This window comes from Marinobacter sp. DSM 26671 (assembly GCF_900112835.1).
Taxonomy (GTDB): Bacteria; Pseudomonadota; Gammaproteobacteria; order Pseudomonadales; family Oleiphilaceae; genus Marinobacter; species Marinobacter flavimaris.
Window position 1 is genome coordinate 58617 of the sequence record NZ_FONF01000011.1, and the last position, 23365, is coordinate 81981.

Annotated in this window: 19 protein-coding genes; 18 read left to right on the plus strand and 1 reads right to left on the minus strand. The window is 57.1% G+C overall.

Annotation, left to right across the window (positions count from 1 at the left end; translation table 11 throughout):
• Positions 1 to 62 precede the first annotated feature (62 nt).
• From BM035_RS13325 to BM035_RS13370, 10 genes are all read left to right on the plus strand, one after another.
• Positions 63 to 1097: a DUF58 domain-containing protein gene (locus BM035_RS13325; RefSeq protein WP_092032448.1), complete on the plus strand. Its 1035-nt coding sequence runs from the start codon at positions 63 to 65 to the stop codon at positions 1095 to 1097.
• A 5-nt stretch (positions 1098 to 1102) separates the two neighbouring features.
• Positions 1103 to 3169 (plus strand): transglutaminase TgpA family protein, encoded by a 2067-nt coding sequence (locus tag BM035_RS13330; protein WP_254775510.1) that lies wholly within the window; start codon positions 1103 to 1105, stop codon positions 3167 to 3169.
• On the plus strand, positions 3162 to 4193 hold the full coding sequence (locus BM035_RS13335; RefSeq protein WP_092032452.1) for a DNA polymerase III subunit delta': 1032 nt from the start codon (positions 3162 to 3164) through the stop codon (positions 4191 to 4193). Before BM035_RS13330 ends, BM035_RS13335 begins: the two co-directional genes overlap by 8 nt.
• A gap of 115 nt (positions 4194 to 4308) precedes the next feature.
• The gene (locus BM035_RS13340; protein ID WP_092032454.1) at positions 4309 to 4659 is read left to right on the plus strand and encodes a PilZ domain-containing protein; all 351 of its coding nucleotides are present in this window, start codon (positions 4309 to 4311) and stop codon (positions 4657 to 4659) included.
• A gap of 13 nt (positions 4660 to 4672) precedes the next feature.
• Positions 4673 to 5623, plus strand: coding sequence for an alpha/beta fold hydrolase (locus BM035_RS13345; RefSeq protein WP_092032457.1), 951 nt, complete (start codon positions 4673 to 4675; stop codon positions 5621 to 5623).
• A complete protein-coding gene (locus tag BM035_RS13350; RefSeq protein ID WP_092032460.1) occupies positions 5616 to 6530 on the plus strand; it encodes a DUF4892 domain-containing protein in 915 nt (304 codons plus the stop codon). Before BM035_RS13345 ends, BM035_RS13350 begins: the two co-directional genes overlap by 8 nt.
• A 5-nt stretch (positions 6531 to 6535) precedes the next feature.
• Positions 6536 to 7750 carry a patatin-like phospholipase family protein gene (locus BM035_RS13355; protein ID WP_039881905.1) on the plus strand — a complete coding sequence of 405 codons (1215 nt, stop codon included), beginning with the start codon at positions 6536 to 6538 and terminating at the stop codon, positions 7748 to 7750.
• An 88-nt stretch (positions 7751 to 7838) separates the two neighbouring features.
• Positions 7839 to 8741, plus strand: a complete 903-nt coding sequence (prmB, locus tag BM035_RS13360) for a 50S ribosomal protein L3 N(5)-glutamine methyltransferase (protein ID WP_008171767.1) — start codon at positions 7839 to 7841, stop codon at positions 8739 to 8741.
• Positions 8742 to 8778: 37 nt separating this feature from the next.
• On the plus strand, positions 8779 to 9873 hold the full coding sequence (aroC, locus tag BM035_RS13365; RefSeq protein WP_014577195.1) for a chorismate synthase: 1095 nt from the start codon (positions 8779 to 8781) through the stop codon (positions 9871 to 9873).
• 122 nt (positions 9874 to 9995) lie between these two features.
• Positions 9996 to 11180 (plus strand): MFS transporter, encoded by a 1185-nt coding sequence (locus BM035_RS13370; protein WP_254775507.1) that lies wholly within the window; start codon positions 9996 to 9998, stop codon positions 11178 to 11180.
• 3 nt (positions 11181 to 11183) lie between these two features.
• Here BM035_RS13370 and BM035_RS13375 read toward each other — a convergent pair whose 3' ends face one another.
• The gene (locus tag BM035_RS13375) at positions 11184 to 12056 is read right to left on the minus strand and encodes a LysR family transcriptional regulator (RefSeq protein ID WP_092032463.1); all 873 of its coding nucleotides are present in this window, start codon (positions 12054 to 12056) and stop codon (positions 11184 to 11186) included.
• Between the two features lie 424 nt (positions 12057 to 12480).
• Between BM035_RS13375 and leuC the strand changes: the two genes are divergently transcribed.
• The 8 genes from leuC (at position 12481) to trpB (ending at position 23349) form a co-directional block, all read left to right on the plus strand.
• Positions 12481 to 13899: a 3-isopropylmalate dehydratase large subunit gene (gene leuC / locus BM035_RS13380; RefSeq protein ID WP_008171760.1), complete on the plus strand. Its 1419-nt coding sequence runs from the start codon at positions 12481 to 12483 to the stop codon at positions 13897 to 13899.
• Between the two features lie 16 nt (positions 13900 to 13915).
• A complete protein-coding gene (leuD, locus tag BM035_RS13385; protein WP_092032466.1) occupies positions 13916 to 14566 on the plus strand; it encodes a 3-isopropylmalate dehydratase small subunit in 651 nt (216 codons plus the stop codon).
• 56 nt (positions 14567 to 14622) lie between these two features.
• Complete coding sequence (gene leuB, locus BM035_RS13390; RefSeq protein WP_041645234.1) at positions 14623 to 15696, plus strand: 3-isopropylmalate dehydrogenase; 1074 nt, start codon at positions 14623 to 14625, stop codon at positions 15694 to 15696.
• 131 nt (positions 15697 to 15827) lie between these two features.
• A complete protein-coding gene (asd, locus tag BM035_RS13395; protein WP_092032469.1) occupies positions 15828 to 16943 on the plus strand; it encodes an aspartate-semialdehyde dehydrogenase in 1116 nt (371 codons plus the stop codon).
• Positions 16944 to 17257: 314 nt separating this feature from the next.
• A complete protein-coding gene (locus BM035_RS13400; RefSeq protein WP_092032471.1) occupies positions 17258 to 20506 on the plus strand; it encodes a FimV/HubP family polar landmark protein in 3249 nt (1082 codons plus the stop codon).
• A gap of 107 nt (positions 20507 to 20613) precedes the next feature.
• A complete protein-coding gene (truA, locus tag BM035_RS13405) occupies positions 20614 to 21522 on the plus strand; it encodes a tRNA pseudouridine(38-40) synthase TruA (protein ID WP_092032474.1) in 909 nt (302 codons plus the stop codon).
• Complete coding sequence (locus BM035_RS13410; RefSeq protein ID WP_092032476.1) at positions 21519 to 22148, plus strand: phosphoribosylanthranilate isomerase; 630 nt, start codon at positions 21519 to 21521, stop codon at positions 22146 to 22148. Before truA ends, BM035_RS13410 begins: the two co-directional genes overlap by 4 nt.
• The gene (gene trpB, locus BM035_RS13415) at positions 22141 to 23349 is read left to right on the plus strand and encodes a tryptophan synthase subunit beta (protein WP_373274847.1); all 1209 of its coding nucleotides are present in this window, start codon (positions 22141 to 22143) and stop codon (positions 23347 to 23349) included. Before BM035_RS13410 ends, trpB begins: the two co-directional genes overlap by 8 nt.
• Positions 23350 to 23365 lie beyond the last annotated feature (16 nt).

Consider the following 23365-nt stretch of genomic DNA (forward strand, 5'->3'; position numbering starts at 1 on the left):
CAACGCAAAATCGTGGTCGAATACCATGAACTTTTTGGGCATCGCAGGGCCTCAGTTCTACTATGAAAAATCCGTTCAGAAATCGCTTTCGTCGCTGGATTAACCGACGGATTCCGCGGTCCGATGTCCAGAGCTTCAGTCAGAAGAACATATTCATCCTGCCTACTGGTGCGGGACTCGTGTTCGGGCTGTTGCTCGTCATCATGCTTCTCACCGGCATCAATTATCAGAACAGCCTGATTTATCTGAGTACCTTTCTGCTTGGGGCGGTCTTTGTTGGCGCGATGCATCAGACCCATCGAAATCTGTCCGGCATGGAACTCACGCTGGTTCAGCCAGGAGAGGGCTTTGCCGGTGATGATATTCCGTTTCGATTCCGCCTGAAGGCAGGGCGGGATGACGCCATTGCCATCCTGCTGTCCTGCGAAGAGTCCGGCCTGGCCCCGGTTCACGTTCACTCGGGTCGTTCCCAGGATGTCACGCTTCCGGTTCATTCCGCTCATCGGGGGTATTTGCGGCCCGATCGGGTACGGATTGAAACGCGTTTTCCGTTTGGCCTCCTCAAGGCCTGGTCGTGGGTTCGGCCGGTATCCGCCGGTTTGGTATTTCCAAGGCCGGTTCCAGCACCTGAGGCGTTCAGCACGGTAGAGGATGGTGAAGAGTCAGCAGAAGCACGATCCGTTGAAGGCAATGATCATGCGGATATCCGACCCTGGCGGGAAGGTGATCTCAGCCAGCGGGTACTTTGGAAACGGTTCGCACGAACCGGGCAAATGGTGGTCGCAGACTGGGAGGGTGAGCAGGGCAGTCCCTACTGGCTGGATTTCAACGCCTACCCCGGCGCAGACCATGAGTTGCGGTTGAGTTACCTGGCGTTTCTGGTTAACGAACGGGGTAAAAGCGGTGTGCGCTTCGGGTTGAATCTTCCCGGGCAGATCATCGAGCCTGATTCGGGGCCAGCGCACGCAATGCGGTGCCTGCGAGCATTGGCGACCTGGGGTGAGGAACGGCCCCGGGAGGCCATGGCCGAGCCCCATGGAACGCGCAGGCAGCCGATAGGAAACTCACCGCTGTATGCAGGGGAGGGGCAGGCTTGAGTTTCCTGGACCGTCTTAGAGGCACCCAATCGGAAGAAGCGACAGCGACCAATCTGCCATCAAGGGCCCTGCTCTGGCTTATTGCCAGTTTTGCGTTGCTGTTGTCGCCCCAGTGGGACCGTTTACCGCTTTGGCTGATTGCAGCATGTGCGGTATTGGCGGCCTGGCGCTGGTTGGCGCAATACGGGAAGGTAAGGCTCCCTGGCCGCCTGTTGCGCACGGGCATTATGCTGGTGCTTATCGGCGTCTATGTTGCAACAGTACAGGGGCGGTTCACGGTAGATACCGCAGCTTCGTTCTTCGTGCTGGCGGTGGGTCTCAAGTGGCTGGAGACCCGATCGGTCAGGGACTTCTACGTTCTTTTCTTCATTCTTGTCTATCTGGCCTCGGTAAATTTTCTGTTCCACCAGGAGATTCTGTGGGCACTGGTGAACTTCACCGGCATAGCGCTGCTGTTGGTTGGGTTGCAGGTACTGAACGCCCCGGAACTGCCCGGTGGCATGACTTCAGGCTGGCGCAGGCTGGGTGGAATGTTCCTCAAGACGCTGCCGATTGTCGTTCTGTTATTCGTGTTTTTCCCCCGGATGTCGCCGCTGTGGAGTGTGCCGCTGGTTTCCGGTGAGGCTCGCACCGGAATCAGCGATACCATGAGGCCAGGCGATATTTCCAACCTTGCCCAGAGCAGTGAGAGGGCGTTCCGGGTAACCTTTGGCGGCGAGATGCCCGCCTACAGGGACAGGTACTGGCGAGGGCTTATTCTCGACTATCTGGATGGAGAAACCTGGCGCCAGGGTCAACAAGAACCGTTTCGGGCGCTTGGCCGCGTAGCGGTTGATGGTGGCATAGGAGAGCTTGAGCCAAACCAGTATGACGTGTTGCTGGAACCGACGGATCAGCGCTGGGCATTTGCCCTGGAAGGTTCCCGTGCGGTATCGGATAACGTGTTCGAAGACACCGCGGATCTTTTCCGTTTCCGGCGACCGGCTGACAGCCCGGTACGTTACAGGCTAGCACTGGAGAGCGAAGCCCCTGTTCCCGAAAAACAAAGCGCTGCGGAACTGCGCCGCTATCTTCAGTTGCCGCAGGAAGGCAATCCCAGAGCGCGAGAATTTGCGCGGGAACTTCGTCGTACGATGGGCGACGAGCAGGTCGTTCGTACCCTGTTGCAGCGTTTTCGAGAACAGGAATACTTTTACACGCTCAGACCTCCTGCCATGCCTGAAGACGGCATTGATTCCCTGCTTTTCGACGAGAAGCGAGGGTTTTGCGCCCACTATGCGGGCGCAACCACCTTCGTGCTGCGCGCTGCCGGTATTCCCTCGCGCGTTGTCGTCGGCTACCAGGGGGGCGAAAACGGGGCGGGAGGCGATTACCTGATTGTGCGTCAGTACGATGCCCATGCCTGGGTTGAGGCCTACGTCGACGGCCGCGGATGGGTGAGAATTGATCCGACGGCCGCCATTGCACCGGATAGGATTGAGTCAGGCCTGAGAGATGCGGTGGCAGAGGAGGGATCCTTCCTTGAAAACAACTGGGCCTCGCCCCAGCGTTATGCGGACGTTGCCCTGGTGCAATGGGCGAGTCTTCAGATGGATCGCATCAACTACCAGTGGCAGCGCTGGGTCGTCGGCTATCAGGGCCAGAGCCAGATGGATCTGATGTCCAGGTTGCCCGGTGGTTTCGGCATGCGCGAATTGGGATACATGACGGCGGGTATCGTTGGTGCCGGCTTGCTAATTGCTGGACTCATTTCCGCGTTGCAAATGCGCCGTGGAGAAAGGCGGGACGCGTTCCGGAGGGTGGTGGATACGTGGCACCGTCTGTGCGCGACTGCAGGCGTGCCTGTCCGTCATGGTGAAACGCCGTCGGTTCTTGCATCAAGGCTGGCAAAAGCTGAACCGGCTGCAGGGGATTCTGCCAGGCTTTTTGCCCGGATGGTGAACAGCCATTACTATAGCGCTGGTAAAGACGACGAGGGCGTTGAGCAGTTGAAGCGAATGCGCCGCTTGCTTGCGACCATGAAGCGCCAACTGCGCAGATCCGGAACCCGCACAGGAAAATCCAGTGACTGATATTGCCCAAGACATGCCCTGGCTGCACCGTGCCTGGCAAACGGTTCAGAGCCGGGTCGCAGAAGACCGACTACCACACGCTCTTATACTCGTTGGTGAGCGTGGTGTGGGTAAGCGGGCCTGGGCAGAGGCTGTCGGCGGGCTGCTGCTGTGCGATCAGCCATTGGGCCGGGAAGCGGGCCAGGCAATTGCCTGTGGCCGCTGTAAACAATGTGAACTTCTGGCCGCCGCCAGCCACCCGGATATCCGGATTTATGCGCCGGAAAAGTCCCGTATGGTCAAGGTGGATCAGGTCAGGGCTCTTTCGTCGTTCGCGGTGGCGTCTCCGCAGGTTGCCCACCATAAGGTGGCGATTATTGACCGGGCGGATCAGTTGAACATCAATGCGGCGAACGCATTGCTCAAGACCCTTGAAGAGCCGCTGCCCGACGTGACCTTGATTCTGTTGCAGGAGAGCGGTCGTCCGGTGTTGCCTACCATCCGGTCCCGATGCCAGACATTGACGGTTCCGGTGCCCGGCAACAGCGAAGCCAACCACTGGCTCGCCAGTAGTGTAAAGAATCTTCCCGAAGATGCACAACCGTCTGCAGATGTTCTGGCCAAAGCTTTGATGCTGGCGGGTAATGCACCCAGATTGGCACTGGACTATGCAACAGGAGATTTCACCGGTTTGCGGGACACGGCCCTAGACCGCTTCAAGGATTTCATGAAGTCCAGGATTCCGGTCGGTGAGGCCGCCAGGGCGTTCAAGTCCATGGGCCTGGAAGATACGCTTTGGTTGTTCGAAACCTGGGCGGCTGATCTGGCACGCTTGATAGTGGGGGGCAGTGCTCGGGACGCCGATGCCGCCGATATGCTCGGATTTCTGGCCAAAACGACGCCCGGCTGGCGGGCCCATGAGTTGCTCGATATGGTAAAGGAATCACGCGCAGCGGGTGTCTACAACGCCAGCCCCGAGCTGGAAGCCAGTCGTCTTCTGATCGCCTGGCAAAAGCTCATGCCGGTGAAACGACCGGCGGCCTAGCGGATATCCCGGCAGAATTGCGTCTTTGGGGGCAACAACTGCTATGATTCCGGAATGAAAGGGATTTTCGGATCCCGATAACCGTTCAAAACGATCTAAGAGAAAGGTGTCAGTTATGGGGCCAGGTTTTGGTGCGCGCAGTGGCATACTCACCCTGACAATCAAGGATAAAGCAGTGCTCTACGCGGCATACATGCCGTATATCCGCCAGGGTGGTCTGTTCATCCCGACCCAGAAACAGTATCAGCTGGGCGACGAAGTCTTTCTGCTTCTCAACCTCATGGACGAGCCTGAAAAAATTCCGGTCGCCGGCAAGGTAATCTGGATAACGCCCAAAGGTGCCCAGGGCAACCGCGCGGCGGGTATCGGTGTCCAGTTCAACGGCGATGATGAAGCCGCCCGAACCAAGATTGAGTCCTACCTGGCAGGCTCGCTGAGCTCCGATCGCCCCACCCATACAATGTGAAGGCGGAGCCTGGATGAGCGACATGTCGTTTCCCACGAACACCCCCGGAAACCAGGTGAAGGACGGGAGCATTGAAAACCCCGCCCGGTCGTTCCGCGAGTCCGATTGGAAACTCCGGCACATCACCCTGGCCGGTCTTAGCTGGCCTGCCGCTACTGATGCCCACGATACTACACCGATCATAATGCTGCATGGCTGGCTCGATAACAGCCTCACCTTTGTGAAGCTCGCACCGGAGCTGGCGCGATTCGGGCCCGTCTACGCGCTGGACTTCGCCGGGCATGGCCATTCCGGGCACCGCCCAGAGGGGCAGAGTTACCTCTTGATGGACTATGTGGCGGATCTTGCCGAGCTGGTTGAACGTTATTTCCAGGAAACACCGGATGGCAGGATCAACCTGGTCGGGCACTCGCTTGGGGGGATTGTCGGAGCGCTCTACGCGGCTGCCTTTCCGGAGCGAATTCGAAACCTGGTGATGATCGACAGCCTTGGCGCACTGAGCCGTCCGGTTAAGGAAACCATTCCCCAGCTCCGAAAAGCTGTGAAAAAACGCATTGCCGGCTCTGGCCGCCAGGTTGTCTATCCGGATATCGCCACGGCCGCCAAAGCACGGGAGGGCGGGCTGAGCCCGCTCAGCCCCGAGGCCGCGCTGACGCTCATTCCGCGCAATATGAAACCCGAGGGAGAGGGCTACGTCTGGCAGACCGACCCAAGGTTACGGCACCCGTCTCCATTGATGATGACCGAAGAGCAGGTGCTGGCTTCGCTGTCTGCTATTGAAACCCGTGTGCTTTTTGTCAGAGCCGATGCAGGACTTCTTTCGTACAGAAAGGATCTGGATAAACGCGCTGACGCTATCGCCAACCTCCAGATCGTTAACGTGCCGGGAGGTCACCATTGCCATCTGGATGGCGAGACCGGGCCGGCTGCAACAGCCATCAGACAATTCCTGGAAAATGAGTAATCGCTTGCTGAAATTACTGTTCACACGTTTCTTGGTTCCGATCCTCGGATTATTGGCTCTGTCTTCCGGTGTGCAGTCTGCTCCGGAGGATATGCCCGAGGCCTATCAACAGTCGACGCTTGAAGATACGGTCTCGATTCAGTCGTCGGGACACCTGGTATTGTTCAGCCCCGTGCGGGAAGTCAATAACGAGATTCGCTCCGAAACCCTGGCCCGCTTGCCCGTGACTGGGGAAGGGCGCCTGTACCGGATTGCCCGAGACTCAAGTCGCGAGGAAGCGCGGGACCACTACCTCGCTCTATTGCGCGAGAGAAACGCCCAGATTCTGTTCGAGTGCTCCAGTATCCGTTGTGGAAGAAGCAACGTATGGGCGAACCAGATCTTTAATCAGGCGGTTCTCTATGGCCGTGATGCAACCCAGGATTATCTGGTGGCGGGCACCGTTGCCGAGGACGGCGCCCGTTGGCTGACCCTCATTTACACGGTGACTCGCGGCAACCTTCGGGAGTATGTGTGGGTGGAGCACCTGCGGGTCGAATCCGGCGCGACCATTCCCGGCTTTGGCACCATGGCCAACCGCGTTGAAGGGCCGATTATTGTTCCCTGGCAAGGCGGTGTAACCTACCGGTTCGACTGGCAGGCAACGGATCGTAGGCGGGTGAATGATCTGGCCCGTGAAGATGGTACGGTGGTTGCACTGGTGGGCTATTCTGTATTGGAGACTGATGAGTCCTTCAGTGATGCGATGGAGCGTGCCCGCCTGGCTACCGAATCGTTGTCGGAGGTCCTGTCCAAAACGGGTGTCTCCCGGGCTCAACAGGAGATAATCGTTGTGGGGCCGGCAGGTGTCTTCAGTGATCCAGACAGGCAGGGCGACCGGGTAGAAGTGGTGGTGATCTCGAGGTAATGATTATGGGCACATCAAAGGATGACGATCAGGATCCAAAGGACAAGCCCTCAGAGAAAGATCCGCAGGACAACGTCTCGAAGGTCCTGAGCAGCTCTGATGTCTCCGCTACCCGTGCTCCGGCAAACCCGGAAAAAGGCAAAGACCGGAACAAACCGCGCAAGACTGTGGCTCTGACGCTGGGAAGTGGTGGTGCCAGAGGGTATGCCCACATCGGCGCCATCGAAGTTCTGGTGGAGCGTGGCTACGACATCGTTGCTATCTCCGGCTGTTCCATGGGGGCCCTGATCGGCGGTATGTTCGGAGCCGGCAAGATGCAGGACTACAAGGACTGGGTTACCGGTCTGGGCCAGTTCGATGTCCTCAAGCTCCTGGATGTAACGTTCAATTCCGTGGGCGCTATTCGAGGCGAGAAGATTTTTTCGGTTGTAAGGGAAATGCTGGGAGATACCCGGATCGAAAACCTGCCCATTGCCTTTACGGCCGTGGCGACAGATCTGCTCGCCCACAAGGAAATCTGGTTTCAGGAAGGGCCTCTGGATCAGGCTATCCGCGCTTCGGTGGCGATTCCAAGTGTTGTCACACCTCTCGTTCTCAATGGCAGAGTCCTCGTGGACGGTGCCTTGCTCAATCCTTTGCCAATCATCCCGACCATTTCCTCCCACGCTGACATCATCGTTGCGGTCAATCTCAGTGGCGAGGATGACCGCCGTCGACGGATTCCGGACGCTGCGTTTACTCCGGGCGAGGCTGAAAACACGGATATGGACGAGTGGGTGGATACCATCCGTGAGAAGGCCTCGCGCTGGTTTGACTGGGATGCCCTGAAATCCCTGACTGCCCGGAAGCCGGACAACGGTGACAGCCCGGAAGAAAAGATCAGCCGGGCAGTGCACAAGAAAGAGCATCAAAAGCAGACGGAGAAGAAGCCGGCTTACAAGAAGAGCCAGGAAGAGCACGAAACCATCGACTGGGACAAGCTCGGGATCGGCAAATTCGATGTGATGAACCTCACCATCGAGACCATGCAGAGTGCGCTTGTGCAGTACAAGATCGCGGGCTACCCGCCGGATTTGCTGGTGAATATCCCGAAGAATGCCTGTCGGAGCTACGATTATCACAAGGCCCCGGAATTGATTCAGCTGGGCCGTGAGCGGATGGCTGCTGCGCTGGATCGCTTTGAAGAAAGCCGGAACAGCTCCGGGCCTCTGGCTATCTGAACAATTTGTTGGCGGGGGCGGGCTGCAGTCGAGCGGGTAAACAGCGTATAATCCCGCGCTAACACGCTCTTGCACAGGATGTACGTTAGTGACCAGCCCTATTGACGACCTTCACAGCGTTCGGGATTACCTCCGCTACGCCTCCTCTCGGTTTGCTGCTTCGCCGCTGTTTTTCGGGCATGGCACGGACAATGTCTGGGATGAAGCTGTTCAGCTGGTTATGCGTAGCCTGCACCTTCCCCTTGAAAACAACACTCTGTTCCTGGATGCCCGTCTAACGCGGGAAGAGCGGGAGCTGGTACTGGAAAGAATCGCCCGGCGCGTGGATGAGCGCGTACCTCTGGCGTATCTGCTCGGTGAAGCCTGGTTTATGGGCATGCCCTTTCATGTTGACGAACGGGTGTTGGTACCGCGCTCCCCCATTGGTGAATTGATCGAGAATGGCTTTCAGCCGTGGCTCGGAGACAAGCCGGTGGAACGCATCCTTGATCTTTGCACCGGGAGCGGGTGTATTGGCATTGGTGCGGCATCTGTTTTCGGCGAGGCGGAAGTCGATCTGTCGGACATTTCTCCGGATGCACTTGAAGTGGCTGAATCCAATATCGACCTGCACGGAGTCCGCGAGCGGGTCCGTACCGTACAATCCGATGTCTTTGACAATATTGAAGGTCGCTACGACGTGATCGTTAGCAACCCGCCCTATGTGGATGCAGACGATCTCTCCAGCATGCCGGATGAGTACCGCCACGAACCTGAGCTGGGCCTTGCCGCCGGTAAAGACGGGCTCGACATCGCTCACAGAATCATTGCCAAAGCGGCCGAACATCTTACTCCTCGTGGACTACTGGTCGTGGAAGTCGGTAACAGCTGGGTTGCAATGGATGAGGCGTATCCGGATCTGCCACTGACCTGGCTGGAGTTCGAGAATGGGGGCGATGGCGTCTTTCTGATCACCGAGACGGACCTGCGTCAGTGGCAGGCTTCCAGTTAAACTGAATTCTCATAAAAGCTGAACAAGATACTGAATTATGTCGGGAAACTCTTTCGGAAAACTGTTTACGGTTACCTCATTCGGCGAGAGCCACGGGCCTGCGCTGGGGTGCATCATTGATGGCTGCCCTCCGGGACTTGAGCTTTCGGAAGCGGACATGCAGCGGGACCTGGATCGCCGAAAGCCAGGAACATCCCGGCACACAACCCAGCGTCGTGAAGCCGACGAGGTGAGAATTCTGTCAGGCGTTTTCGAGGGTAAGACCACCGGAACGCCGATTGGCCTGCTGATTGAAAACACCGATCAGCGGTCCAAGGATTACTCAAAGATCTCCGAGCAGTTTCGGCCGGCTCACGCTGATTACACCTACATGCACAAGTATGGTGTTCGCGACTATCGCGGCGGTGGTCGTTCGTCTGCCCGTGAGACCGCTATGCGGGTTGCTGCGGGTGCTGTTGCGAGAAAATTCCTTGAGCAGCGCCTGGGTATCCGGATTCGCGGCTATCTGTCGCAGCTGGGGCCCATCAAGGCCGAGAAACTGGATTGGGATCAGGTTCACCAGAACCCGTTCTTCTGCCCGGATGCGGACAAGGTTCCCGAGATGGAAGCTTATATGGATGCCCTGCGCAAGGAGGGGGATTCCATCGGTGCCCGGATCAACGTGGTTGCCGACGGTGTGCCACCGGGTCTCGGCGAGCCGATCTTTGACCGCCTGGATGCGGACCTTGCCCATGCACTGATGAGCATCAATGCGGTGAAGGGCGTCGAGATTGGCGCCGGTTTCGACTGCATTGACCAGAAGGGTACCGAGCATCGTGACGAGATGACGCCGGAAGGGTTCCTTTCTAATAATGCCGGTGGTGTGCTTGGAGGTATTTCCTCAGGGCAACCGATCGTGGCCAGTATCGCATTGAAGCCCACGTCGAGTTTGCGTTTGTCGGGCCGGAGCATTGATGTGAACGGCGATCCCTGTGAGGTGATTACCACCGGCCGTCACGATCCATGTGTCGGCATCCGGGCGACACCTATTGCTGAGGCGATGATGGCCATTGTGTTGATGGACCATTACCTGCGGCATCGTGGGCAGAATGCGGATGTTTCTGTTTCTACGCCGGTGATTGGGCAGCTCTGATTTTGTTTGTCAGGCTTGGTGAAGCTGCTTTGGCGGCACTCACTGCCCAAAAAACGCCCGTGAATACTTCCCTGTAGGGCTTGGTCGCGCCATCCTTGGCGCTCCACATTTTTGGGCAGTGAGTGCCGCCAAAACAGCCGGACTTGCGGGGTATTTCTATCTACTGGCGCCTCTCTAACCTCTATTTCTGGTTCTTCGCCCTCCTTGGCGGGCTCTTGCCGTATTGGTCCCTCTACCTTGCGGGCCAGGGCTTTTCCTACCTCCAGATCGCCACCCTCATGGCGACGATCCAGCTCACCAAAATCATTGCGCCCAGCGTCTGGGGTTGGCTCGGCGACAAGACCGGCCAACGGGTTCGTCTGGTCCGGTTCGGCGCCATCATCGGCTCGCTGTTCTTCGCCGGTGTGTTCATGGAACCGGGGTTCTATGGCCTGCTGCTGGTCATGCTGGCGTTCACGTTTTTCTGGAATGCGATCTTGCCGCTGTATGAGGTGATCACGCTTCGAACCCTGGGCGAGCAGAAAGAGAAATACGGGCGGGTTCGGCTCTGGGGCTCGGTGGGGTTCATCGGAGCGGTTGCGCTGGTTGGCGGTTTGCTGGAACTGGTGCCGATTCAGAATCTCCCGTGGTTGTTGCTTCCGGTGTTTGCGGGCATTGCCGTATCCGCATTTTTGGTGCCTGCGGAGCGAGGTGAGCGAAAGCCGCCGGCTCCGAAAGGCAGTTTAAAGGCCATCGTCACGCACCCGGCAGTGGTGACGTTTTTTCTGATGAATTTCCTGCTGCAGGTTTCGCACGGAGCTTATTACACGTTCTTCAGTATCCATCTGGAGCAGCACGGCTACGGCAAGCTGTCGATTGGTTTGCTTTGGTCGCTGGGTGTGTTTGCGGAGATCGCACTGTTTCTGGTGATGCACCGGTTAACGCGCAATTTCACGGTTCGTCAGATTGCGATCGGCGCGCTTACGCTCACCATGATTCGATGGGTACTGATCGCAGAGCTGACGGATGTTGTCCTCGTCCTGCTGTTCGCCCAGCTGCTTCATGCAGCATCTTACGGTGCGCTGCACGCTATCTCTGTCCAATACATCCAGGGCTTTTTTGGCAAGTACCATCACGGGCAAGGGCAGGCCCTCTACAGCGGCCTCACGTTCGGTGCTGGCGGTGCGCTTGGGGCCTGGTTGTCGGGCTTCCTGGTGGATGGGTTCAGTACCTCGGCGGCTTTCTGGGGTGGTGCGGCCGCCATGGCCCTCGCAATCGTGATCACCTGGCGAGGCCTTCGGCCGCCGCCAGCCCATGGCGAGGGGTAAAACTCAGGCGCTTTCTTCTTCCTGCACGATGGTGAGTAACGCTTTGGCCGCGTTGCTGAGCTGCCGCCCGGATAACCCGATCCCCCCGAGGACACGAGAAACCGGCTTGCCCACGTCCAGTACCGTAAGGCTGTCGTCAATCATGCGCAGGGGCAGCACACTCCAGCCCAGGCCCACACTGGTCATCATCTTGATGGTTTCCAGGTAGTTGGTTGGCATTTGCGGATTCAGGTGCAGATTCGCCTCCAGAAACAACCGGCTCACAACCCGATAGGTTGCGGTGCTGGTGTCGGGCAATAGTGCCGGGTGGTCTGCTAAGTCTGTAAGCCTCGGATTTTCGAGTGACGCCAGGGGGTGCTCAGCGCCCGCCACAAACACCATCTGGTCCGGCCATTGAGCAAACACATGAAAGCTCGGTTCCATGCTGTCACTCAGCGTCACGAATGCCAGCTCCGCATTACGTTTACGCATCTGCTCGTAGGCGGCATCGGATTCCATGAACTGTAGGTTGATGGACACCTGAGGGTATTCCCGTTTGAACCGTCGCAGCCAATTCGGCAAATGATGCAGACCGATGTGATGGCTGGCGATGATTTGCAGCTCGCCCTCGACTTGCCCAGAGTCCGGCGACAACGCCACCCGGGCGTTGTGAATTTCATCGAGGATCCGACGTGCATGGGGAAGCAAACGACTGCCGGCATTGGTCAGACGAATCTGGCGGTGGCTCCGATCGATCAGGCTGGTGCCAAGCTGGTTTTCCAAGGCGGCCAGGCGTTTCGAGATGGCCGGCTGTGTCAGGTGCAGGATTTCCGCGGCTTCTGAGAAGGAGCCCTGATCGACAATGGTCAGAAAAGCTTTTAATGCGTTTGAATCCATGCATTCGTTCCTGATTTTCAATTTGGCCGAAGGTCCCGAGTTGGAACAGCGTTTTCAAAACACGCCGACAAGCACGTCCATGTGGGCTCGAATCGGGCCATCCCTGGCCCTCTACGGTTTTGAAAACGCTGCTCCAACCCGCTCCCCAGAGTGTGGCCAATATCCGCAGCGCATGGGGAGTATGGAGGGATGAGCCTCCCAAAACCGTGGAGCGCCAGGGATGGCGCGACCGAGCCCTACATGGATGTATTTACGGGCGTGTTTTGGGAGGCTTATCCCTTCATGCGACCTTCTCAGAATCTTAAAGTATTACCATAAGGCATGCGATAGATAAAAAACATGAATTGAGGTTATCCGGTCGCAGGCGGTAAGATACCGTTATCAAACGTCAGAACCAAAAACCCCCAGAGAGTGAGAGAGAACCATGGCGGGCAAAACCTTATACGACAAATTGTGGGACGATCATCTCGTCAAACAGCGCGATGACGGCTCCGCGTTGATTTATATCGATCGTCAGTTACTGCACGAAGTGACATCACCCCAGGCATTTGAAGGCCTGCGTCTGGCGGGGCGGAAGCCGTGGCGGATTGATGCCAACATTGCGACGCCGGACCACAACGTGCCTACCACGGATCGTGATCGTGGTGTCGAAGGTATTGTTGACCCGGTTTCCCGGATCCAGGTGGAAACACTGGACAAGAACTGCGACGAGTTCGGGATTCTAGAGTTCAAGATCAAGGATCAACGCCAGGGCATCGTGCACGTTATCGGGCCCGAGCAGGGCGCAACGTTGCCGGGCATGAGTATTGTTTGTGGGGATTCCCATACATCTACCCACGGTGCTTTCGGTTGCCTGGCTCATGGTATTGGCACCAGTGAAGTTGAGCATGTGCTGGCTACCCAGTGCCTGGTGCAGCAGAAAATGAAAAACATGCTGGTGAAGGTCAATGGCAAGCTGGGTCCGGGCGTTACCGGCAAGGATGTTGTGCTGGCCATCATTGGCAAAATCGGGACTGCCGGTGGTACCGGGCACGCCATTGAGTTTGGCGGCGAAGCCATCCGGGGCCTGAGCATGGAAGGGCGGATGACCATCTGCAACATGTCCATCGAAGCCGGTGCGCGGGTTGGTATGGTAGCGGTTGATGACACCACCATCGAATACGTTCGCAATCGTCCGTTTGGGCCCAAGGGCGGGCAGTGGGATGCTGCAGTTGAATACTGGCGCACCTTGCATAGCGATAGCGATGCAGTCTTCGACAAGGTTGTTGAGCTCGAAGGCTCGGAAATCCAGCCGCAGGTGAGCTGGGGTACGTCGCCTGAAATGGTGGCCGGAATTGATGGCAAGGTGCCCGATCCGGAACAGGAAGCCGATCCGATCAAGCGTGAAGGCATTGTTCGCGCTCTCAAGTACATGGGTTTGCAGCCCAATATGGCGATTACCGATATCAAGCTGGATCGTGTGTTCATTGGCTCCTGTACCAACAGCCGGATTGAGGATCTGCGCGAGGCCGCGGCCGTGGTGAAAGGGCGGAAGGTGTCGCCGATTCTGAAGCAGGCCATGGTGGTTCCCGGTTCCGGTCTGGTGAAAGCCCAGGCGGAGCAGGAAGGTCTGGACAAGATCTTTATCGAAGCCGGTCTTGAGTGGCGCGACCCGGGCTGTTCGATGTGTCTGGCCATGAACGCCGACAAGCTGGGGCAGGGGGAGCATTGTGCTTCCACGTCGAACCGGAACTTCGAGGGCCGTCAGGGCTTTGGCGGGCGTACCCATCTGGTGAGCCCGGCCATGGCTGCTGCTGCCGCAGTAACCGGTCATTTCGTTGATGTCCGTGAGCTGATGAACTGATCCACAGGAGAGAACCATGCGCGCATTGAAGCAACACCAGGGCGTTGTCGCCCCCATGGACCGTTCCAACGTGGATACGGACATGATTATTCCCAAGCAGTTTCTGAAGTCCATCAAGCGCACGGGCTTCGGCCCGAACCTGTTTGATGAGTTGCGGTATATGGATGAAGGCAAACCGGATCAGGATTGTTCCACCCGTCCGATTAATCCGGATTTTGTCCTGAATCAGGACCGCTACAAGAACGCCAGTGTATTGTTGGCGCGACGTAACTTTGGCTGTGGTTCAAGCCGGGAGCACGCACCCTGGGCTCTGGAGGATTTCGGGTTCCGGGTGATTATTGCTCCGAGTTTTGCCGATATTTTCTATAATAACTGCTTTAAGAATGGGTTGTTACCCATTGTTCTTCCTGAGGAAATTGTCGATCGTTTATTCCGGGAAGTGGAGCAGAGTGAAGGCTATCAGTTGGCAGTCGACCTGGAAGCCAGGACTGTAACTACCCCATCCGGCGAAACCTTTACCTTTGAGGTGGATGATTTCCGTCGTCATTGCCTGCTGAACGGGCTCGATGATATTGGCGTGACGCTGGAAGACGCTGAGCTGATCCGGTCTTACGAAGAAAGCCGCCGTAAAACTGCGCCCTGGCTGTTTGGTGCTGGGGGGCAATAGGCAGTCCGATTACGCTGGCTCTAATTCGACCTGAAGGAATGGAACAAGGAAAAAACATGCCCAGAACTATCCTGATGCTTCCCGGCGACGGTATCGGTCCGGAAATTGTCGCTGAAGCGGAAAAAGTGCTCAACAAGATCAATGATCAGTTCAATCTCGGCCTGAGCTTCGAGTCCGGCCTCGTGGGCGGTGCGGCGATTGATGAAACCGACACACCGCTGCCGGATGAAACCCTCGAAAAGGCCACCAGAGCCGACGCGATCCTTCTGGGTGCCGTGGGCGGTCCTCAGTGGGACAGTCTGCCGATGGCCAAGCGTCCGGAGAAGGGGTTGCTGGGGTTGCGCTCTAACCTGGAGCTGTTTGCAAACCTGCGCCCGGCAATTCTTTATCCGCAACTGGCGTCCGCCTCTTCTCTGAAGCCGGAAGTTGTTTCCGGGCTGGATATAATGATTGTCCGTGAACTGACTGGCGGAATCTATTTTGGTCAGCCGCGCGGTGTGCGCGAACTGGAGAGCGGAGAGCGCCAGGGTTACAACACCTACGCCTATACAGAATCGGAAATTCGTCGTATCGGGCGGGTCGCTTTTGAAGCCGCGCAGCAGCGGGGCAAGAAGCTGTGCTCCGTGGACAAGGCCAACGTGCTGGAAGTGACTGTTCTATGGCGGGAAATCATGAACGATCTCCGCCGGGAATATCCGGACGTGGAGCTATCTCATATGTACGTGGACAATGCTGCTATGCAGCTGGTCCGTGCCCCCAAGCAGTTTGACGTGATTGTGACTGGCAACATGTTTGGTGATATTCTTTCGGACGAAGCGGCTATGCTCACCGGCTCGATCGGCATGTTGCCATCGGCGTCGCTGAACTCCGAAAAGCAGGGCATGTATGAGCCCTGCCACGGGTCTGCGCCGGATATTGCCGGGCAGGGCATTGCCAATCCGCTGGCCACCATTCTCAGTGCTGCCATGATGCTGCGGTACAGTCTGAATGAGGAAAAAGCTGCTGAAGCCATTGAAGCGGCGGTCAGCAAGGTCCTGGATCAGGGTCTGCGAACAGCGGACATCATGTCTGAGGGCGCAAAGAAAGTGTCCACCCGGGAAATGGGGGAGGCGGTTCTGGCTGCGCTGTAAAGAGGCCAGGCCCTGACAGGCGTATTTGAGACCCGACGGCAACGCGATGCAGTTGCCGCGGGATCATCCATCCTGTCCCTGCCAGCGATAAAGGCATGGGGCGGGCATAAAACGAGGTCTGAAGATCGCACATGAAGCGAGTTGGACTTGTAGGTTGGCGTGGCATGGTGGGCTCGGTCCTCATGCAACGCATGCGTGAAGAAAACGATTTCGCCGATATCGAACCGGTGTTTTTCACCACATCCCAGGCTGGCAAGCCTGCGCCGGACGTGGGAAAAGACGACGTTCCTCCTCTGCAGGACGCGTTTGACGTCGAGATTCTGAAAACCATGGATGTCATCGTGACCTGTCAGGGTGGCGACTACACCGGTGCGGTTTATCAGAAGCTCCGTGACGCGGGCTGGGAAGGTTACTGGATTGATGCGGCCTCCACGCTGCGGATGGTCGACCACTCTGTGATTGTTCTGGATCCGGTCAACCGAAACGTGATTGATGCTGCGCTTGAGAAAGGCGTCAAGGACTACATCGGTGGTAACTGCACCGTGAGCCTTATGATGCTGGCTTTGGGTGGCCTGCTTGAACAGGATCTGATCGAGTGGGTGTCGCCCATGACTTATCAGGCGGCTTCCGGTTCTGGCGCTCAGAACATGCGCGAGCTGTTGAACCAGATGGGCGAGCTCAACAAAAGCGTCAAGTCCGAGCTGGATGATCCTTCCTCCGCCATTCTGGAGATTGACCGCAAGGTAACCGAAACCATGCGTTCGGACGGCTTCCCGACCGAGCACTTCCAGGTGCCCCTGGCCGGCAGTCTTATCCCGTTCATCGACAAGCAGCTCGACAACGGCATGAGCAAGGAAGAGTGGAAGGCGGGGGTCGAGACCAACAAAATTCTCGGGCGCTCCGATAACCCGATTCCCATCGACGGCATCTGTGTGCGGATTGGCGCAATGCGCTCCCACAGTCAGGCGCTGACTATAAAGCTGAAGAAGGATCTCCCGGTTTCTGAAATCGAGTCGATCCTTGCGAAAGCGAATGACTGGGTGGAAGTGATTCCCAATGATCGTGATGCGACCATTGAGGAACTTACTCCAGCGAAGGTGACCGGTACCTTGAGCGTTCCTGTCGGCCGTATCCGCAAGCTGACCATGGGGCCGGAATACATTTCCGCGTTTACGGTGGGTGATCAGCTCCTGTGGGGTGCCGCTGAGCCGCTGCGCCGTATGCTCCGGATCCTTCAGGAGCGTTAAAAATTGTTACACAGAGGCAATAAATGCCAACTGTGTCCGGTTTCGATAAACCGGTGAGGGGGCGGAGGCTGATTTCAGCCTCCGCCCCTGTTATTTTCAAGAGCGCTAGGTAGTTCCGCGTGATTGATAAAAAAATGGTACAAGGATTGCGGCTGATTGATTGATAAAAGAGGTTTTATCAACAATACTTGCCGGACTGAAAATTAAAAAGAACACATAATAACGAGAATTATCAAGACGAAAGTCATCCAACCTCGTCCGATTCTGTTTGAAAAAGAGCAGTAACGAATAACGGAGACTGGAAAGGAAAAAGCATGAAGGTACGCAAGCTTGCGGTTGCCCTGGCTCTGGCGGGAGGGCTCGGATCCGGCGTCGCACAGGCCCTGGGGCTGGGTGAAATAGAACTTCAGTCCTATCTGAACGAGCCACTGGACGCAGAGATTGTTCTGCCCCAAAGCCGTGGCGTCAATCCAGCGGACGTGTTCGTCAATATTGCCTCGGAACAGGCATATGAGCGGGTGGGGCTGGATCGCAACCAGTTTCTCAGTAAGCTCAGGTTCCAGGTGGTCACCGGCAATGATGGCAGTCTCATTGTCAATGTGTCCTCCCGTGAACCTCTGAGGGAACCGTACCTCAACTTCCTGCTTGAGTTGACCTGGCCAAACGGCCGGTTAATGCGGGAATACGCCGTTCTGGTGGATCCACCTGTATACGCGGAAGAGTCCGGCGTGCAGGAACAGGTCAGCACTCCAACAGTCTCTGCGTCCCAGACAACCAGCCAGCCGACGACCACTCGCAGTGCAGAATCAGTTCGTCGCCAGGCTCAGGCCGAGCGGTCGCTGGGTTCCGGATATCAGGCTGATACATTCGGGCCCACCGGCGCTTCAGACACGTTGTGGACCATCGCGTCTCAGGTGCGTCCAGACAACAGTGTCTCTATGCAGCAGGTCATGCTGGCAATCCAGGACCTGAACCCGAACGCATTCATTGGCAATAACATCAATCGCCTGAAGCGTGGTGAAGTGCTGCGTGTCCCGTCTTTGGACCAGATCCAGAGTCGAACTCGCGCTGAAGCTACTCGCGTGGTTGCCCAGCAGAATCAGGAATTCCAGACTCCCCAGCGCACAGTCGATGCAACCGCCGAGCAGCAGGCAGCATCGGCTCCTCAGCAGCAGGCTGGCGCCGGAGGTGATGAGCTCAAACTCGTAGTATCCGATGACGCCGGCACTGAGGCCAGCGACAGTGGCTCCGCTGGCGGTGACAGCGAACTGCCGGGCGGTGTTGATGCCGGCACAGCGGTCGCGATGGAAGAGCTTGAAAGCGCTCGCCGTGAGAACGATGAGCTGAACAGTCGTGTTGAGGACCTGCAGGACCAGGTGCAGACTCTGCAGCGCCTGCTTGAGCTCAAGAATACCCAGCTTGCTGAAATGCAACAGACTGCCGGTGATGAAACGGCAGAGCAGACCGCACCCGTTGAAAGTCCGGCTGCCGATGACGGAGCAGAGGCATCTGTCGCCATGGACGAGGCCGTTGAAGGTGATACGGCACCCGTCGATGCGGACATGATGGACAGTGAAGCTGAGGATGCAGAAGCTGCGGGTGAATCAGGCGACATGGCCGAGTCCGAGGCTATGGTCGATGAAACTGACGAAATGGCCGGTTCCGATCGGGCAACCGATGATCAGATGGGTGCCGATGCTGGTGACGCATCAGAACAGGCGGAAATGTCTGGAGCGGATGAGCCGGCGGTTGCGGCTACCGATGATGCGGTTGAAGAAACTGCGGCGGCGGAGCAAGCCCCGACACAAGCAGAGCAATCTGCAGAGCCTGCGCCCAAGCCTGCTCAACAAGCTCCGGCTGCCGATAAAGGTTTCCCCGGTAACGTTATTGATGCCATAACTGGTAATCCGATGTATCAGATTGCCCTTGGTGGCGGTCTGATCGTTCTGCTGTTGCTTCTCCTGCTGCTTGCCCGTCGCAATGCAAACCGGGAAAAGGCGTTTTACGAACAGCTGAACAACGAAACCGACGAAGAAACGGATTCCTTCGATCTGAGCCTGGATGAAGAGGATCAGCAATCTGCGGCGGGCGACGCCCTGGCCGAGGCTGACTCTTACATTGCCTATGGCCAGCATGATCGGGCTGCCCAAGCTCTGGAAACCGCAATTTCCCGTGAGCCCAGTCGCACCGATCTGCGCCTGAAGCTGCTGGGTGTTTACGCCGATACCCAGGATCGCGACTCATTCGAAAAACAATTCGGTGAGGTCGAGGCTCTGGACGATGAAGAAGCGCTGACCACTGCGAACGAGCTGCGCGCGCGGCTGGAAGAGGCGGAGTCGATGCCCAGCATCGATGACCTTGAGTCTCAGTTACGTTCCGACTCGTTTGCCACATCTTATGATTCGGAAGAAACCGGTGATGAGTCCACTGAAAAACAGGACAAGCCGGAATCTGATGAACTTCTCGCCGATCAGTTTGATTCCGAAAAAGAAGAGCCGGTCGAGAACGAGTTTGGCGACTTTGATTCGGACCTTTCTGAGACTGACCTGTCTGATTTCGAGCTTGATGAGCTTGACGAATCCGAGGCCAGCAAGGAGGACGCATCCGGCGAGGGCAAAGAAGAAAGCCGTGACGATATGATCGAATACGATCTGTCGGGCCTGGAGCTGGAATCGGACGAAGAAAAGCCTTCGACCGAAGACACCTCCGAGCTTGAGGAGTCCACAGACTGGGATCTGTCTTCGGAATTCGAAGAGGACTCTGACAAGCCATCGGGCGCAGAGCAGGGGCTCGACGATTCTGATGACGACCTGAGCCTTGATCTGGAAGAGGGTGATCTGGACGAAGGAGACCTGACGGAGGAGCGGCCAGACGAAAAGCCTAAAACCACATCCGAGGAAGGCACTGAGCAGAGTGCTGATACTGACGGCGAATCGGATATTGATTCGCTGGACGAGTCATTCCTGGATGAGCTCGATGCTGAACTGGACAAGGTAGCCGGTGAAGAAGACGAGCTTGGTGGCAGTGAGATGGAAGAATCTTCGCTGGACGACCTGGAACTGGACGTCTCCGATGAAGACCTGGCCCTGATGGAAGAGTTTTCCGATTCTGCCGATTCAGCCAACCCCGAGGAGAGCGAAGAGGCGTCACTTGATGAAGAGCTTGGTCTTGAGGACACACTCGGTGAGGGCGATGCAGAGGAAGCGGATCCTGAACAGACGGTTGAAGATGCCGAGGATCTCGAGCAACTGGGTGTAACTGATGAGCTCGAAGACTCGGAGACACCTGAAAGTGATCTTGATCTCCCGGTTGCGTCTGATGAGGTTTCCGATGAGTCGCGCAAATCGCAGGTTGCGGACATTGATGAAAGCGAACTCGGTGACGAGGACGATTTCGACTTCCTGGCCGGAACCGATGAGGCCGCTACCAAACTGGATCTCGCGCGGGCCTACATCGAGATGGGTGATGCCGACGGAGCTCGCGACATCCTGGAAGAAGTCTCCCTTGAAGGAAACGAAGACCAGAAAGCAGAGGCGCAAGACCTCCTTAAAAATCTGTCCTGATCCGTTATAATCGGGTCTGACAGGTAGCAAGCGCCGGCCGCCGGGTATCTTCCCGGCAATAAGGTCGGCGCTTTGTTTTTATAGAACCATTCTCTTCGGATTCGCACTTGTTTCTCGAGACTCAGCAGCTCTCCACCGATAACGCCGTAGGCGCGGGCCGCGTCGCACTTGCCTTCGAATATGATGGGCGTGGGTTTCATGGCTGGCAGCTCCAGAAATCCGGTGTCCGATCTGTAGAAGCGGAACTGACGGCTGCGGTGGCAAAGGTTGCGAACCATCCAGTTGATCTGGTGTGTGCGGGCCGTACCGATGCCGGCGTACACGCCAGCTATCAAATTGCTCATTTTGACACTCCGTCTGTCCGTAACCTGCGCTCCTGGGTTATGGGTATAAACACGGTGCTGCCCGATGACATTTCCGTGCACTGGGCCGGAAACGGAGTCGGTGATTTCCACGCTCGATTTTCCGCGACCTATCGGCGTTACCGTTACATCATATACAACCATCCAGTGCGTCCGGGTATACAGCGGGGCCAGGTAAGCTGGACCTTCCGCCCACTGGACGCAGATCGCATGCACAAAGCCGCCCAGGCATTGGCCGGAGAACATGACTTTTCCTCTTTCCGTGCGGCCGGGTGCCAGTCTCGAACACCGATTCGGTTTCTGGAACGTATTTCGGTAACCCGGAAACGGGATTTTGTCGTAATAGACGTGCAGGCCAACGCGTTTTTGCACCATATGGTCCGGAATATCGCCGGTGCCCTGATGGCGGTTGGTTCGGGAAAGCAGCGACCGGAGTGGATTCATGAGATACTGGTCGCCAGAGATCGGACAGCTGCAGGTGTAACAGCGCCTCCCCATGGTCTGTATCTGGTCGATGTGGGGTACCCCGACGAATTCGGGATTCCCGCTGTCGAGTGCGGCCCGGGCTTTCTGCGGCCCTGGTTCACCCGGGAAGAGAACAGTCCGTTCACCCCAACACACATCCATGTCAAACAGCGGGTTCCGAGCCAATGAGCGCAAGGGTCAAAATTTGCGGCCTTACCCGCCCCGAGGATATCGACGGGGCTGTTCAATTCGGCGCCGACGCCCTGGGTCTGGTTTTTTATGAGCCGAGTCCCCGGTCAGTGTCGTTGGACCAGGCCGCCGAGTTGGCAAAGCGTGTTCCGGCGTTCATGTCGGTGGTCGGATTATTTGTTAATCCATCCAGGCAGGAAGTCGAGGCGGTTCTCGAGCGGGTTCCACTGGATTTGCTGCAGTTTCATGGCGACGAATCGGCGGATTTCTGTGCCAGTTTTGGTCGACGCTGGATCAAGGCCATCCGGGTCCGAAAGGCAGGGCAGATTGAAGCCGCCTTCGAGGAGTTTCACAACGCTTCCGGCCTGCTGGTCGATGCCTGGGATCCAGACCGGTACGGAGGCACAGGAAAATCGTTTAACTGGGACCTGATCCCTGACTACCGGCCGCTTCCGATCATATTGGCCGGGGGTTTGTCATCTGATAACGTATTTGCCGCTGTGAAACAGGTGAAACCCTGGGCTGTAGATGTCAGTGGCGGTGTTGAACAGGACAAAGGCATCAAGGATATCCAGAAAATTTCTCATTTTATTAAAGAGGTTCACCGTGTCTGTAAAACTGACTGAAGAAATGCTGAGCGCACTGCCGGACGCGCGGGGTCACTTCGGCGCCTTTGGTGGGCGATTTGTTTCCGAGACTCTGATGGATTCCCTGATGACGCTCGAGAAAGAATACGCCCGCCTGAAGAAGGATCCGGAATTCCAGGCGCGGTTCGACAAGGAACTGGCGGATTATGTTGGCCGGCCAACCCCGCTGTATTTCGCCGAGCGTCTCAGCCGTGAAACCGGCGGCGCCCAGATCTGGCTCAAGCGTGAAGATCTTTGTCACACCGGTGCCCATAAGGTGAACAACACGATCGGCCAGGCGCTGCTTGCCAGTTTCCTCGGTAAAAAGCGGATCATTGCCGAAACCGGTGCGGGTCAGCACGGTGTTGCCACTGCCACTGTTTGCGCGCGTCTGGGTCTTGAATGCCATGTGTTCATGGGCGCGGAGGATGTCCAGCGACAGTCTCTGAACGTGTTCCGGATGAAGCTTCTGGGCGCGACGGTACATGCCGTTCAGGGTGGCACCAAAACCCTAAAGGATGCCATGAACGATGCGATGCGTGACTGGGTGGCTCACGTGGACGACACTTTCTATATCATTGGTACCGTTGCGGGGCCGCATCCATATCCGCTGCTGGTCCGGGATTTCCAGTCGGTAATCGGTCGGGAAACCCGTCGTCAGGCGCTGGAGAAAACCGGCAAGTTGCCGGATGCCCTGGTCGCTTGTGTGGGTGGTGGTTCCAACGCCATTGGCATGTTCTATCCGTTCCTTTCTGACGAATCGGTACAGCTTTACGGTGTCGAGGCTGGCGGCCTGGGCATTGATACTGGCAAACACGCGGCACCACTCTGTGCCGGTCGTCCTGGCGTGCTTCACGGTAACCGCACCTACCTGATGGAGGACGAAAATGGCCAGATCGCAGGTACGCATTCGGTGAGTGCCGGCCTGGACTATCCAGGGGTGGGTCCAGAGCACAGCTGGTTGAAGGACATTGGCCGTGCCAATTATGTGTCCGTTACCGATGACGAAGCGATGGAAGGGTTCCGGAAATTGACCCGCGTCGAGGGCATTATGCCCGCGCTGGAAACGGCTCACGCTGTCGCTTATGCCATCAAACTGGCGGCGACCATGGACAAAGACCAGACCGTTGTCATTAACGTTTCCGGGCGTGGCGACAAGGACATTAACACGGTTGCCAAGCTTGAAGGCATCGAGATCTGAAGAATTAACAGGAGCA

Bases quoted from the DNA above. Each gene is read 5' to 3' on its own strand.
- BM035_RS13345 (WP_092032457.1), top strand. From the start codon at position 4,673: ATGAGCGACATGTCGTTTCCCACGAACACCCCCGGAAACCAGGTGAAG.
- asd (WP_092032469.1), top strand. From the start codon at position 15,828: ATGAAGCGAGTTGGACTTGTAGGTTGGCGTGGCATGGTGGGCTCGGTC.
- BM035_RS13400 (WP_092032471.1), top strand. From the start codon at position 17,258: ATGAAGGTACGCAAGCTTGCGGTTGCCCTGGCTCTGGCGGGAGGGCTC.
- leuC (WP_008171760.1), top strand. From the start codon at position 12,481: ATGGCGGGCAAAACCTTATACGACAAATTGTGGGACGATCATCTCGTC.
- BM035_RS13325 (WP_092032448.1), top strand. From the start codon at position 63: ATGAAAAATCCGTTCAGAAATCGCTTTCGTCGCTGGATTAACCGACGG.
- leuB (WP_041645234.1), top strand. From the start codon at position 14,623: ATGCCCAGAACTATCCTGATGCTTCCCGGCGACGGTATCGGTCCGGAA.
- BM035_RS13375 (WP_092032463.1), bottom strand. From the start codon at position 12,056: ATGGATTCAAACGCATTAAAAGCTTTTCTGACCATTGTCGATCAGGGC.
- BM035_RS13410 (WP_092032476.1), top strand. From the start codon at position 21,519: ATGAGCGCAAGGGTCAAAATTTGCGGCCTTACCCGCCCCGAGGATATC.
- BM035_RS13340 (WP_092032454.1), top strand. From the start codon at position 4,309: ATGGGGCCAGGTTTTGGTGCGCGCAGTGGCATACTCACCCTGACAATC.
- leuD (WP_092032466.1), top strand. From the start codon at position 13,916: ATGCGCGCATTGAAGCAACACCAGGGCGTTGTCGCCCCCATGGACCGT.
- aroC (WP_014577195.1), top strand. From the start codon at position 8,779: ATGTCGGGAAACTCTTTCGGAAAACTGTTTACGGTTACCTCATTCGGC.
- BM035_RS13350 (WP_092032460.1), top strand. From the start codon at position 5,616: ATGAGTAATCGCTTGCTGAAATTACTGTTCACACGTTTCTTGGTTCCG.
- BM035_RS13355 (WP_039881905.1), top strand. From the start codon at position 6,536: ATGGGCACATCAAAGGATGACGATCAGGATCCAAAGGACAAGCCCTCA.